The sequence below is a fragment of the Corynebacterium jeikeium genome (assembly GCF_000738175.1).
GTDB lineage: Bacteria > Actinomycetota > Actinomycetes > Mycobacteriales > Mycobacteriaceae > Corynebacterium > Corynebacterium jeikeium_C.
The window spans coordinates 27588-41226 of sequence record NZ_JFCH01000054.1 but is presented as its reverse complement, the minus strand read 5'-3'; the positions used below and the strand labels follow the sequence as shown (position 1 = coordinate 41226).

The following is a 13639-nucleotide window of genomic DNA, read 5'->3' as shown; positions in this document are numbered from 1 at the left end:
GCCAATAGGAAAAGGAAGACAGGAAAGACAATGACTTTCAACGCAACCGTCGCCGGGGTGCCGCGCATCGGACCCGACCGCGAGCTAAAGAAGGCTCTCGAGGGCTACTGGCGCGATAACTCCACCGGCCGCAACCTGGCTACCACCGCAACTCGCCTAGTCAACGACTACACCGACGAGCTGCTGGCCGCTGGCCTGGATTCCGCAGCCTTCTCTGGCCGCTCCTTCTACGACGCAGTGCTGGACACCACCGCCCTGCTGGGCCTGTTGCCCGAGCGCGTCGCCGACATCGCGGACCACGACAACGACGGACTGCCGCGCTTCATCGACCGCTACTTCGCCGCCGCCCGCGGCACCAAGGAGCTGCCGGCCTCCGCAATGACGAAGTGGTTCGACACGAACTACCACTACATCGTCCCGGAGCTGGCCAAGGACTCCCGCGTGGAGCTGGACGATTCCGCGTTCCTCGAGGACATCCGCGACCAGGTCACCCGCGCAGGCGAGGCCGTTCGTCCGGTGCTGGTTGGCCCGCTGACGTACCTGGCGCTGTCTCGTACCGTCGATGGTTCTGATGCCTTCGCTCACCTCGAGGAAATTTTTGACGCCTACTCCCGCCTGCTCAAGCGCATCGCAGATCGCGGCGTGAAGTGGGTGCAGTTCGACGAGCCGATCCTGGTCACCGACTTCGCTTACGCTGATGCGGCCGCCAACGAGGATCTATTGAAGCGCACCCGCGCTGGCTACGAGAAGCTGGTTGAGGCTGCGGGTGCTGGCGATGAGGGCGTCAACCTCCTCATCCAGACCTACTTCGGCGACGGCAACGCAGCCATCGAGCTGCTGGGCGGCTCCGGCGTGGCTGCCTTCGGCGTAGACCTGGTCACCGGTGGCGCTGCCGCTGCCGAGCTGCCCGCCTGGAACGGCAAGGAGCTGCTGGCTGCTGGTGTTGTGGATGGCCACAATGTCTGGCGCACCGACCTGGACGCAGCGTTGAAGACCCTGCAGGGCCTGAAGGAGCGCGGCCCGGTTGCCGTCTCTACGAGCTGCTCCCTGCTGCACGTGCCTTACTCCCTGCAGCGCGAGCAGAACCTGAACGCCGAGGTGCAGAAGTGGCTGGCCTTCGGTTCCGAGAAGATCCGCGAGGTCGCTGCCCTGTCCCGCGCCCTGCGCGGCGAGCAGACCGAGGCCGACGAGCAGCTGTTCGCCGAGACCCGCGAGGCCATCGAGGACCGCAAGAACTCCACCCTGACCCACAACGCCGCCGTGCGCGAGCGCCAGGATGCCGTGACCGACGCCGACCGTCGCCGCGACTCCATCGAGGCCCGCCGCGAGGCACAGAAGGCAGAGCTGAACCTGCCGCCGCTGCCGACCACCACCATCGGCTCCTTCCCGCAGACCACGGAGATCCGCCAGGCGCGTGCGAAGCACCGCAAGGGCGAGATCGACGACGCAGCCTACACCCAGGCGATGAAGGACGAGGTCGCGGACGTTATCAAGCGCCAGGAAGAGCTGGGCCTGGACGTGCTGGTGCACGGCGAGCCGGAGCGTAACGACATGGTGCAGTACTTCTCCGAGCAGCTGGACGGCTACCTATCCACCGAGCACGCTTGGGTGCAGTCCTACGGCTCCCGCTGCGTGCGCCCGCCGATCATCTTCGGTGACGTTTCCCGCCCGCACGCCATGACCGTCGACTGGTACAAGGTTGCCGCTGACCTGACCGACAAGCCGGTCAAGGGCATGCTGACCGGTCCGGTGACCATGCTGGCATGGTCCTTCGTGCGTGACGATCAGCCGCTGGGCGAGACCGCCGACCAGGTTGCTCTGGCTCTGCGCGACGAGATCGACGACTTGATCGCCGCTGGCGCTCGCGTGGTGCAGGTGGACGAGCCCGCTATCCGCGAGCTGCTGCCACTGCGCAAGGAGCAGCAGCCGGACTACCTGAAATGGGCCGTTGGCTCCTTCCGCCTGGCTACCTCCGGTGCGGAGAACAAGGTGCAGATCCACACGCACATGTGCTACTCCGAGTTCAACGAGCTGATCGACACGGTCTCCAACCTGGACGCCGACGTGACCTCCATCGAGGCCGCCCGCAACGGCATGCAGGTTCTGGCTGCGCTGAAGGACGAGGGCTACGAGCTGGGCGTTGGCCCGGGCGTGTGGGACATCCACTCCCCGCGCGTGCCGAAGCAGCAGGAGGTCGATGACCTGCTGTCCGCTGCCCTGGATTCCGTGGACCCCTCCCTACTGTGGGTTAACCCGGACTGTGGCCTGAAGACCCGTGGCTGGGAAGAGACCACTGCCTCCCTGGAGGTTCTGGTGTCTGCCGCTAAGAAGGCCCGCGAGCGCGTCTAGTTTCCTCTAGCGCCCGCAGGGCGATTGACCGCTGGTTGGCTAGCTGTACTGACCGGAGACGTTGGTCAATCGCGAGAAGGGCGGCTGGTTGCCGCAGGCCGTGTGAGGCCGGTGCTGGTTGTAGTGGTGCAGCCACGTTTCGAGTGCGTCCCGGCGCTCTTGTTCTGACTGGTAGCAGCGGGCGTAAGCCCAGCCGTCGGCCATTGTTCGATGAAAGCGCTCCACCTTGCCATTCGTCTGCGGTCGGTACGGGCGGGTGCGCTTCGGCGTGATGGACAGGGCCTCGCAGGCCTCGCGCCACAGGAAGGACCGATACGCGCCTCCGTTGTCCGACAGAATTCGCTCGATCGTGACGCCGCGTTCGGCGAACCACTCCACTGCACGGTGCAGAACCGCGACGGCGGTGACGGCTGTCTCATCGTCGTGTACCTCGGTGTATGCAACGCGTGAGTGGTCGTCGATGATCGTATGCATGAAGGCGTATCCGAGCTTCGGATTGCCCGACGTGCCCTTCAGTTTTTCGGGAGTGACCGAGCGGTTCTTCTCGCCTTGACGGCGGCCGACGTAGCGCCATCCGCCGCCGTCAGGTATGTTCCCTAGTTTCTTCACGTCCACGTGCACCAGCGAGCCGGGGTAAGGGTGCTCGTAAGCGCGGACGGGATCCCCTGTGGCACGGTCGAGATAGGACAGCCGGTTCAGCCGCGCTGCGGTCAGGATACGGTGGGCTGTCGAAGCGGCGATGCCGAGTCGTGTGGCGAGCTGAACTGGGCCCTCCCTCAATCGCAACCGCAAGCTGACGCAGCGCATCGATACGGCCTTGGGCGTCCTGTTCGGGGAGGCCTTCGGTCGGGACGAGCGGTCATGCATTGGCTCGCCGGCGAGGTGGCGCTCGACCCAGCGCTTCACGGTGGGCCAGGAGACCTGGAAACGGGCGGCGACTTCGCTGATTGGCCAGCCGTCGTCAACGACAAGGCGCGCGACTTTCAGTCGGTGGCGCGGGGTGAGGGCAGCATTCGGGTGGGACATGTCTGAGCTCCTTGACAGAACGAACATAGCTGGTGGGGTTCGTGCAGGTCAGTCCACCGGGGAGACCCGGATGAGATTGCCGTCGGGGTCGGTGATCACGAACGTGCGACCGAAGACATCGTCGTGCGGCTCCTCCACGACGTGGACTCCCTTCGAGACCCAACTCGTGAAGATCTCGTCAACTGCGGACGCTGGTCCCGGCACCATCAGCCCGACCTCGCACGTGCGAGGGGTGCTTGGGACCGCGTGCTCGCTGCGTCCTGTCCACAGCGCGAACAGAATGCCGGGGGCAACCTCGAAAGCAACGTAGCGGGGGCTGGTGAAGGTCGGTTCGATCTCGAACAGATCGCTGTAAAAGGCCGTGGCTGCTTCGGCGTCACGGACGTAGATCAGGAACAGGTTGGGTGCGGGCATAGAACGCTCCTCAGGTCGTTAGGTTCTCGGTACCGCACCAGTTGACCGCCTAATCAAGACAAAACCTGTCACCTTTTCTGCGAAGATTAATCAGTATGAAGGCTTCGAGGCTGCTGCACATCTTACTGCTCCTGCAGACACGTCAGCGCATTACCACCACCGAGCTTGCCGAGCGTCTGGAGGTGTCCCGGCGGACTGTGCTGCGGGATGTCGAGGCGCTCTCGACGGCAGGTGTTCCTGTTTACGCCGAACGTGGGCGGAACGGTGGGATCGTCCTGCTCCCCGGTGCACGGCTCAACGCATCTCACCTGGAACCGCCGGAGCTGGAGGCCCTCTCCGTAGCTGGCTTGGACAGCGCGCAACTTGAGCGCTTAGGACTGTCTGCCGTGCGGGAATCGGCCGCGCGCAAGATCGCCGCCCGCCAGATCGCAGCGCCCGAGTCCCCGGCCCTGCCGCGACTGGCGGACCTGGTCCTGGTGGACAACAACGCGTGGCTTGCCCACTCGAAGACGGAGGTGGACGTAGCGGATTTAGCATCAGCGCTGCGCCACCGACGCCGGATGCGCATCCAATACCGGCGCAGCGCCGAAAGACAGGCCACGACGCGGGTGGTCGACCCGTACGGAATCGTGGCGAAATCAGGCCGCTGGTACCTCATCGCCGACGACCAGGGGACCGGCCGGCTATACGCCCTGGAACGCCTCTCGGCCTACGAGACACTCGATGCACCAGCTGTCCTCCGCCCAGATCAGACCCTCCGCACCATGTGGGCTGCGTTGAAGGAACGCACGGAAAGGCCAGGTCAGGTGAGCGTGACCGTCCGTCTCCGAGAAAGTCGTCTCGACCTGGCACGGCGTATCCTCGGCACCCGCATCCACGAGATCTCCGACACAGAAAATGGCTGGTGCGCGGTCGTCGTCCGCTACCCCGACATCGAGTCAGTGCGTCAGCTCCTCCAGTTCGGTGACCACATCGAGATACTCACCCCGGAAACAGCCCGCGAACGCATCCGTCAGCTCGCCAAGGACCTAACTGAAAGACATTCGACCCCAACTTCATGACTGGTAGGAGGCGCACCCCGCCGTCGATCAATGTCCCCGGTCAGTACAGCTAGCCACTCCAGCTACCTGGCCACTGGTTAGCTGCGCCGCGTCGGAGACTTTTCGAAGTCCCGGCGCGGCGCTTTTGCTTTTCCAAGCCATTCACCCGCCAAATAGTCCCCCTTCAGCACCGAAAAGCACCCATCCTCCGCCAAATGTCACCCAAATGTCGCTAAAACGGGAATACGTAGGCGCTCAGCGCGGAGCCGGAAAATTTAAAACGCTCTGACCTGCGGGTTTAGACTAATGAAAATTATTGCCCTTAACGCATTCCCGTTCTAGCGACATTTACCCCCTCAAAGCCCTTAATTACCGGCCTTCTAGCCCTGGCTACAGCCCTCTAAATGCCGCCCGCACACCACTCGCTCGAACTCCGCGAACACATCGGCCGGGTCCAGGGACTCTAGAATCCGGGCATTCGCCGGGCAATCCCAGTACGGACCGCGCACCTCTGCTCCTCCACTGGTCGCAGCCTCTTCGCCGGCGGGAACCTTCGCAACCCGGTCGGCCACGGTGGTGCCGCGCATGAGGGGAGAGTCGGCTTCGACGTCCACGGTGGCGTCATAAAAAGAACAAGGAACGCGCCGCAACATCACCATGGCCGCGGCGAGGTCGTGGATCTGCGCGCAATAGCCCACGCCGACCGACTGGTGGAATTCGAAGTAGAAGCGGAGGGCGTCGCCGAGGAGGGTCGCCAGCTCTGGGCGCGTGGGGCGCAGCGCTTGCTGCCACCTGCGCAAACGTTCGGGATAGAGCAGGACTTGCTCGGTGACGTTGAGCGGGCAGATCGTCGGCAACGGGCGGACGGCCGGGCGCGCAATGATAGGAGCATCGACGGTTGCAGGAGTGGAGGCGGGAGCGGCGAAGACCTCCTTCAGCGCGTGGGGGTCGACCCAGGCATTCCACTCGGCCGTCGGCGTGGTGTTACCGGGGTAGTTAAAGGCACCGGTCATCAGGGTGATCTCGGCCCCAGCCGTGCCGCTTCCAGTCGCGCCACTCCCAGCTGCGCCACTCCCAGCTGCACCACCCACTACCTCCGGCGCGTGCCGCAGCGCCCAGGCGAGGTTCGTAGCCGGGCCCGCAACCAGGATGTGCGAGGCTCCGCGCCACAACTCCACTGCCGCCCGCACATCGCCCGCCGCCCGCACATCGCCCGCCGAGCCCGCATCGCCAACTGCACCACCCCCATCCAGAGGCGAATAATAACCTAAACCTTTTTCTCCGTGCGTTTCCGGAGTCGTCGTCAATGGAACCTCCAACGGCGATCGCGCACCCGCCACAACGGGCACGTCCGCCGCCCCGGCCAGCCGCAGAACCTCTGCAGAATTCACAGCCGCCTGCCGTGCGGTCGTGTTTCCCGCGCTGGTCGTCACCACTAAATCAATCTCTCCGGTGGAATGCAGGCCGGCCAAGTAAATCAGCGCCAGACTGTCATCGATCCCTGTATCCACATCCGCCACAACGCGCGGCTTCTGCATGCCCGTCGAAAATGAATTTTGAATCATAGAAGTCCGAAAATCTTTCATTATTGTTTAGTTAATAGGGTTTAAGTCTTATACAATGAGGGCCATGGCCCACGACTATGGAAGCTCGCGAGAAGCTTCAAATAATTACCCACGTGGCACCGCAGCTACTCACTCAAACGAATCACTCTCTCCCAAAGCTGCAGCCCGCCGCGCAGACATCCTAGATGCCGCTCGCAAGGTGTTCACCACCGATGGCTACCACCACACGAAGTTGACGAAGATCGCTGAGGTGGCCGGCTGTTCCGTCGGCACCCTGTACACGTACTTCGAGGACCGCCAAGACCTCCTCATGAACGTGCTAGCCAGCGTCGAGAAAGACCTAAACCCCACACTCGACGATAGCTTGCTCAGCATTGATGACGCCCGCGCTACGGTGATCCACAGCAACCGTGAATTCGTGCGCTTTTACGCGAACAACGCAGGAGCTATGAACCTGGTTGCACAGTCTTCCCAGTTCAGCCCGGAACTCGCAGAGCGTCAGTTGCAGATCGCTAAGCAGATGGTTGGCCGCAACCGCCGGATGCTGGAGGCGATGATTGCAAAAAACATGATCCCGTCGCTGGAGGACGTGGAGTACACCGCTGCTGCCATTGCTGCGATGTTCACCCGCTTCTGCCATGCCACCTTTGTTCAGGGCTTCTACGAGGTCACAGATGAAAACCGTGACGAGATCATAGAGCGCACGATCAAAACTCTGAGCCTCATGACTTTCCGCATGGTCGGCATGGAGGACACGAAACCCGGGGAGCTATAAGGCAAACCCGGCGTCCCCCCTAGCCGGCGCCATCCCTAACGATAGCGGCGCAGCGGGCGGCTCCCCGATGCGTCCGGAATGTCCAGGTGCGCGTGTTCATTGAAGCTCAGCAGCTGGGCTTTGCCTGCACTCCGAACGCTAAACACGCTCACCGAGGTGGTGAAGATGTTGTTGATCAGCCGCGTCCAGTCGGCACCGATGAGCTCGGCCGCGCACATGGAGATCGGCCCGCCAGAGGTAACCACCACGACTGGTTGATCTCCCGCGGCAAGTGAGGTGGCGTCCGAAAAACCTTGCCTGACCTGCGCGGAGAAAGCGTCGAATGCTGGGGTGGAGCGCCACTCGCGTAGGGCGGCGTCGATGGCGCGGCCGAGCAGACGGTTGTGCTCCTTCATTCCTCGGGGGTTGTCGCGCGCGGCTTCGTAGGCCCGGCGGATCTCCGCGAGCTTGTCCGGGTGGGCGCGGAAGTAGGGGGCTAGCACATCGTCGGAGCTAAACTCGCGCCACTGCTCCACCATGCGGATGGCCTGCGGTTCCAGACCCGCGGCCTCCAGTTCCGCATGAACACCTTCGGCTGTGCTGAGCTGCCGACCGAGCGGGCCGGACAACACCACCGGCTGCGCTGTGCTCTCGCCTGCGGCGCTCTCCTGCGCTGCGCCCTCCCGTGCTGCGCCCTCCCGCGCTGCGCTAATCCGTGCCGCGCCTTTTTCCGCCGCACCCCGGCCTGCCCCACCGATACGCGCGGCCAAGCTACGCCCGGTCGCCGCGGCTTGCTCGTGCCCGAGGGGTGTCAGGCGGTCGTAGGTTTCCTCCATGGCGCCGTCTGCGACATCGCTGGTGTGCAGACCTCCAGAGTTCGCCTGCCCATGGCGCACCAGGTACAAAATCCCCATTTTCTAGAACTCCAAACTTTTCTAAGACCTCAGGTCAGTGTCCCTCACTCACACCCAAATGTCTTTAGTTTTGCGATCCTTCACATATGCAGCCCGCCACCTGCATATGATGCGAGTCACAACTCAATCTCAACACCCCTATTCAAAACCCGTATCCAACTCCCGTACCCAACACCTGCTAAGGATCCTCTGAATGAGCAAATACGATTACGCCGGCCTGACCGCCATCGTTACCGGCGGTACCCGCGGCATCGGGCACGCCACCGCACTGCAGCTCGCGGCCAGTGGCGCGAACGTGGTCATCACCGGCCGCAAGCCGGAGACCGTCGTCCCTGCTGCTGAAGAACTGCAGGCAGCCGCCCGCGAGCAAAACCCGGACGCGGGCCGCGTAATCGGCATCGCCGCCCACGTCGCCGACCCCGAGGCCGCCAAGAAGGCCTGCGCTCAGGCCGTCGAAGAGTTCGGTCGGCTGGATGTACTCATTAACAACGCGGGCACGAACCCCGCATTCGGCCCCGTGCACAAGCAGTCCGCGGAGATCATGGCGAAGGTCTTCCAGATCAACACCATCGGACCAGTCATCTGGACCAGCGCCGCCATCGAAGCAGACCTCGGCAAGGCCGCCCGCAATGGCGGTCCAGCCGGCGCGGTCGTCAACGTCTCCAGCATCGGTGCCCTGTCCATGGAGGACTACATCGGCGTGTACAACGCCTCCAAGGCCGCCCTGCTGCACCTGACCAAGCAGATGGCCCGCGAACTCGCTCCACGCATCCGCGTAAACAGCATCTCCCCCGGTGTGGTCCGCACCAAGCTCTCGGAGGCGCTGTGGAAGGAGAACGAAGACTCCACCTCCACCCTGATCCCCGCTGGCCGCATCGGCGAGCCAGAGGACATCGCCGATGCCATCGCATTCCTGGCGGCACCCACCAGCTCCTGGCTCACCGGCGAGAACCTCGTGGTCGACGGCGGAATGCTCGTGGGCAACAAGACCATTGACGTGACTACCCCCGGAAAGTCTGGCGCTGCTGATAAGCCCGCTGGCGGACAATTTGGCGTCGAGAGGTAAGAAAACAGTGGACTTCCAGCACAGCGAACGGTCCTTGGAGTACCAAGGCAAGCTCACCGAATTCATGGATGAGTGCATCTACCCGGCCGAGGCCGTGTACGAGCAGCAGATGCGCGAATCCGGCGACCCGCACCACTTCCCCGCCATCCTCGACGACCTAAAGGCCGAGGCGAAGAAGCGCGGCCTGTGGAACCTCTTCCACCCCCACCTCGGCGCAGGCGGTACTGGCGGGGCTGGTAGCGCAGGTGGGGATAGCAACCGCCCCGGCCTGACCAATGCCGAGTACGCGCCCCTGGCGGAGATCATGGGCCGGTCCATGCACCTGGCCCCCGAGGCCTGCAACTGCAACGCACCCGATACCGGCAACATGGAGGTCTTCGAGCTCTACGGTACCGACGAGCACCGGGAAAAGTACTTAGAGCCCCTGCTCAGCGGCGAAATCCGCTCCGCGTTTGCCATGACGGAGCCGGGCGTGGCCTCCAGCGATGCCACCAACGTGCGCATGAGCATGGAGCGCACCGACGGCGGCTACGTGCTCAACGGCCGCAAATGGTTTACCTCCAACGGCATGCACCCGCACCTGAAGGTGATGATCGTGATGGGCAAGACCAGCCCGGATGAGGAGATCCACCGCCAGCAATCCATGCTCGCCGTCCCCGCGGACGCGCCCGGCGTGACGATCGTGCGTAACCTGCCGGTGTTCGGTTACCACGACCGCGAAGGCCACGCGGAGGTCCACTTCAAGGACGTCTTCGTGCCGGATAAGGACATCCTCGGCGGCGAGGGCATGGGCTTTAAGATCTCCCAGGATCGCCTGGGGCCGGGCCGCATCCACCACTGCATGCGCGCCATTGGAATGGCCGAGCGCGCCCTGGAGCTCATGTGCACCCGCGCCATGTCCCGCACTGCTTTCGGCAAGCCTTTGGCCAACCGCGACAACATCCGCGACCAAATCGCCCAGGCTCGCATCGACATCGAGCAGGCGCGCCTGCTGACCATGAAAGCAGCCTGGATGATGGACACGGTTGGAAACAAGGCCGCCCGCCAGGAGATCGCCGCCATCAAGGTGGCCGCCCCCGCGATGGCGCTGCGGATCGTTGACCAGGCTATTCAGGTTCACGGCGGGGAGGGCGTTACCGACGACACTCCCCTGGCCGCCATGTGGGCGGGCCTGCGCACCCTGCGCCTAGCCGATGGCCCGGATGAGGTGCACCGCATGACCATCGCCCGAGCAGAATTGAGGAAGTACCGTGACCAGTAGCTCTAACCCTTTTTCTGACGCCCACCTGGCCAGCTGGCTGCACGACGTAGCCGGACTGGAAGGCGGCGCGGACGGCATCTCCCTGCAACGCATCGGCGCAGGGCAATCGAACCTGACGTACCTGGCCACAGATTCCCAGGGCAAGCGCGTGGTTGTACGCCGTCCGCCATTGGGCACGCTGACCGCCAGCGCCCACGATGTGGTCCGCGAGGGCAAGATCATGGCCGCCCTAGAGAACACGGATGTGCCGGTGCCAAAGATCTACGGCAGCTCGACAGACTGGGAGGAAAGCCGCCGTGCAAGCCGCGGTGAAGCTCACGGCGAAGGCAGCGAGCAGGTAGCCGACGTGCCAGTGATCGCCATGTCCGCCATCGACGGTGTGACCGTCAACTCCATGAAGGTTGCAGACAGCATTACGCCCGAGGCGCGCGGCAAGATCGCCGACGGACTAATCGACGCGATGGCGGCGATCCACAGTGTGGATCTGAAGTCGGTGGGTTTGGACGACTTGGCGTCCCACAAGCCCTACGCCCCACGGCAGCTACGGCGCTGGACGGGCCAGTGGGATAAGACGAAGACCCGCGAACTGCCGGCGCTGGACGAACTGACGCAGCTGCTGGTGGCGAAGATCCCGGAGCAGGACGAGACCGTGCTGGTCCACGGTGACCTGCACATCGGCAACATCATTGCGGACCCGGAGACCGGGAAGATCAACGCGGTGGTGGATTGGGAGCTGACGACGCTCGGCGACCCGCTGTCGGACATCGGCTCCCTGATGGCGTATTGGCCGGTGAAGAACGGCCTGCAGCTTCCTGGCTTCGAGGCCGCTCTGGCTGACGGTTTCCCCAGCCCGGAGGCGCTGGCGGAGCGCTACCTGCAGAAGGCCGGGAAGGATTCCGACCGCGACCGGCAGGCGCTGGCCTACTGGCACGTGCTGGGGCTGTGGAAGGTCGCCATCATCGTGGAGGGCGTGGTGCGCCGCGTAATGAATAACCCCTCCAACCAGGCCATTTCCGGCGCTCCGACGCAGGAGATGGTGGAGTGGATCGTTAACCAGGCGGCTATCACCGCCCGCGAATACGGTTTTTAGTCCACCATCAGGGACTCGTCATCGCTGGCCAACAACCGGCCAGCATTCTTGCCGAGCATGAGGGTGTAGATCTGCTCAATGTGGATCAGCACCGCCATCTTCGGTGGGTTGTGCCCCTTTTCCTCGGCGAACTTCACCGCCGCTTCCCACACCGGCCCTTCGTGGAACAGTTCTGCTGGACCGATAAACCGGTACCCGTCTAGCTCTGCCCAATCCACGACCGCCACAGCGGCCTTTGAACCGGCCCGTAGGTTTTCCAGGTGTTGCCGGCCAGTGTTTTCGTTATAGATCAGCGTCTCGTCATCCCACACGCGCAAGCTGCGCTTCGGACCGATGTCCGGCAGTAGCGTCTCGCCGTCGGTCACAGTCGCCAGGTACGGCAGCTGTGCATCGATCATGTCTTTCATTTCTTGGGTTAGCTTCGCCACGAGCTTTTTCCTTTCTTCTCTCTGGCATATTCCGCACTACGCAGCCGCGTACGCGGTGTGAACTTGGATACACTAGGCACCCTACACAAAAGTTCAATATCTTGTTGTTGTAAAGTTCGTGTCATTGAACTTTTGAAAGCTGGTGTCATGAACATTTACCCCAACGAACAACCAACCCCAACTAGCAACAAGCTGTAAAGGACTTCTCCCCAATGCAACCAATCGCGGTCTCGCAGCCGCGCATCGTCTACTTCTCCTCTGCCTCCGAAAACACCCGCCGATTCGTCGACAAGTTGGACATTCCCGCCCGCCGCATCCCCTTGCGGCGCAAGGAGCCGGAGCTCATCGTCGACGAGCCCTATGTGCTCATCACCCCAACCTATGGCGGAGGTGACCCACGGAAGGCGGTGCCCAGGCAAGTCATCACCTTCCTCAACAATTCACATAACCGCTCTCTCATCAGGGGTGTGATCACCAGCGGAAACAGGAATTTCGGTACGGCATACTGCTGCGCTGGACCAACAATCGCCGCCAAGTGCCAGGTGCCGGAGCTCTATCGCTTTGAATTGCTCGGCACGGCCCGCGATGTTGCCCGTGTCCAGGAAGGCATCCGGGAGTTCTGGGATCGGACTGGCGGGGAGATGTGGCGTCCATAAGACAGAGCAATAAGACACAAGCAGAATGACACGATCGAGAACAATCAGAAAGGAAACAATGAGCTACCTCACGCGCTCCCAAACCCCACCCCAATGGCCGCACGACCCCGCCCGGCCGCTGCGGCCGGTGAATTGGAACCGGCTGGACGACCAGAAGGACCTGGAGATCTGGCAGCGGCTGACCAGCAACTTCTGGCTGCCAGAGAAAGTACCGCTGTCCAACGACCTGCCAACCTGGAACGCACTGACGGACGCAGAACGCGAGCTGACCACCAAGGTATTCACCGGGCTCACGCTGCTGGATACTGTGCAGGCGACCGTTGGTGAGATCAGCCAGATCCCGGATGCCCGCACCGAACACGAACAAGCGGTCTACGCAAACATCGCCTTTATGCAGGCCGTTCACGCGCGCAGCTACAGCAGTGTGTTCAGCACGATGTGCAGCAGCGAGGAGATCAACGCCGCCTATACCTGGGCCATCGGTAACCCAGCCCTGCAGCGCCGAGCGACGGCAGTGATGCAGCACTACTACGGGGACGACCCACTCAAGCGGAAGGTCGCCGCCACGCTACTGTCCTCCCTGCTGCTATACGCCGGGTTCTACCTACCGCTGTGGTTTAGCTGCCGTGGCACGCTGATGAATACAGCCGACATGATCCGGTTGATCCTGCGTGACAAGGCCGTCCACGGGTACTACTCGGGATACAAATTCCAGCGAGGACTGGAGGCCCACCCGGAGCGCTCGGCGGAACTCGAGGAGTTCACATTCACACTAGTGGAGGAACTTCTGGAGTTAGAGAAGGAGTACTCCGGAGATCTGTACGGCGAAGCTTTAGCCGACGAGAAATCGCTGATCGACGGCGTGATGGCCTTCGTGCACTACAACGCGGATAAGGCGCTGATGAATCTGGGGTATCCACCGCAATACGAGGAAGAAGCGGCGAAAACGGAGCCGGAGATCATCGCCGCCCTGGCGCCGGATTCCAACGAAACACACGACTTCTTTAGCGGCTCCGGATCCTCCTACGTGATCGGGCGGGCGGAATCAACGGAGGAGGATGACTGGGATTTCTAGC

The 13639-nt window shown here is 62.9% G+C and carries 13 protein-coding genes; 8 read left to right on the top strand and 5 right to left on the bottom strand.

From position 1 onward, the window contains the following. Positions 1–30 precede the first annotated feature (30 nt). The gene (metE, locus tag JQ46_RS08400; protein ID WP_034987225.1) at positions 31–2349 is read left to right on the top strand and encodes a 5-methyltetrahydropteroyltriglutamate--homocysteine S-methyltransferase; all 2319 of its coding nucleotides are present in this window, start codon (positions 31–33) and stop codon (positions 2347–2349) included. Between the two features lie 39 nt (positions 2350–2388). On the opposite strand, the gene JQ46_RS08395 is transcribed toward metE, so the two are convergent. Together JQ46_RS08395 and JQ46_RS08390 are read right to left on the bottom strand one after the other, a co-directional pair. Further along, complete coding sequence (locus tag JQ46_RS08395; RefSeq protein WP_034987223.1) at positions 2389–3375, bottom strand: IS481 family transposase; 987 nt, start codon at positions 3373–3375, stop codon at positions 2389–2391. A gap of 48 nt (positions 3376–3423) precedes the next feature. Beyond that, a complete protein-coding gene (locus JQ46_RS08390) occupies positions 3424–3789 on the bottom strand; it encodes a VOC family protein (RefSeq protein ID WP_034987220.1) in 366 nt (121 codons plus the stop codon). A 95-nt stretch (positions 3790–3884) separates the two neighbouring features. Here JQ46_RS08390 and JQ46_RS08385 point away from each other — a divergent pair, with 95 nt between their 5' ends. Further along, positions 3885–4850, top strand: coding sequence for a helix-turn-helix transcriptional regulator (locus tag JQ46_RS08385; RefSeq protein ID WP_034987218.1), 966 nt, complete (start codon positions 3885–3887; stop codon positions 4848–4850). 359 nt (positions 4851–5209) lie between these two features. On the opposite strand, the gene JQ46_RS08380 is transcribed toward JQ46_RS08385, so the two are convergent. After that, on the bottom strand, positions 5210–6415 hold the full coding sequence (locus tag JQ46_RS08380; protein ID WP_051876307.1) for a nucleoside hydrolase: 1206 nt from the start codon (positions 6413–6415) through the stop codon (positions 5210–5212). 43 nt (positions 6416–6458) lie between these two features. Between JQ46_RS08380 and JQ46_RS08375 the strand changes: the two genes are divergently transcribed. After that, positions 6459–7169 (top strand): TetR/AcrR family transcriptional regulator, encoded by a 711-nt coding sequence (locus tag JQ46_RS08375; RefSeq protein ID WP_237744787.1) that lies wholly within the window; start codon positions 6459–6461, stop codon positions 7167–7169. Between the two features lie 35 nt (positions 7170–7204). On the opposite strand, the gene JQ46_RS08370 is transcribed toward JQ46_RS08375, so the two are convergent. Continuing rightward, positions 7205–8062: a histidine phosphatase family protein gene (locus JQ46_RS08370; RefSeq protein WP_034987213.1), complete on the bottom strand. Its 858-nt coding sequence runs from the start codon at positions 8060–8062 to the stop codon at positions 7205–7207. A 193-nt stretch (positions 8063–8255) separates the two neighbouring features. Between JQ46_RS08370 and JQ46_RS08365 the strand changes: the two genes are divergently transcribed. The 3 genes from JQ46_RS08365 to JQ46_RS08355 are packed head-to-tail and all read left to right on the top strand — an operon-like array spanning position 8256 to position 11479. After that, positions 8256–9128: an SDR family oxidoreductase gene (locus JQ46_RS08365; RefSeq protein WP_034987211.1), complete on the top strand. Its 873-nt coding sequence runs from the start codon at positions 8256–8258 to the stop codon at positions 9126–9128. 7 nt (positions 9129–9135) lie between these two features. Beyond that, positions 9136–10389, top strand: coding sequence for an acyl-CoA dehydrogenase family protein (locus tag JQ46_RS08360; protein ID WP_034987209.1), 1254 nt, complete (start codon positions 9136–9138; stop codon positions 10387–10389). After that, positions 10379–11479, top strand: a complete 1101-nt coding sequence (locus JQ46_RS08355) for a phosphotransferase family protein (protein ID WP_034987206.1) — start codon at positions 10379–10381, stop codon at positions 11477–11479. Before JQ46_RS08360 ends, JQ46_RS08355 begins: the two co-directional genes overlap by 11 nt. On the opposite strand, the gene JQ46_RS08350 is transcribed toward JQ46_RS08355, so the two are convergent. Beyond that, positions 11476–11907 carry a pyridoxamine 5'-phosphate oxidase family protein gene (locus JQ46_RS08350; protein ID WP_034987205.1) on the bottom strand — a complete coding sequence of 144 codons (432 nt, stop codon included), beginning with the start codon at positions 11905–11907 and terminating at the stop codon, positions 11476–11478. The genes JQ46_RS08355 and JQ46_RS08350 overlap by 4 nt on opposite strands. 212 nt (positions 11908–12119) lie before the next feature. On the opposite strand from JQ46_RS08350, the gene nrdI reads away from it, so the two are divergent. Both nrdI and nrdF read left to right on the top strand, forming a co-directional pair. Continuing rightward, entirely contained in the window at positions 12120–12563 is a 444-nt protein-coding gene (nrdI, locus tag JQ46_RS08345; RefSeq protein WP_034987202.1) for a class Ib ribonucleoside-diphosphate reductase assembly flavoprotein NrdI, read from the top strand. Positions 12564–12621: 58 nt separating this feature from the next. Further along, positions 12622–13638, top strand: a complete 1017-nt coding sequence (gene nrdF / locus JQ46_RS08340) for a class 1b ribonucleoside-diphosphate reductase subunit beta (protein ID WP_065422298.1) — start codon at positions 12622–12624, stop codon at positions 13636–13638. Position 13639: the final 1 nt, after the last annotated feature.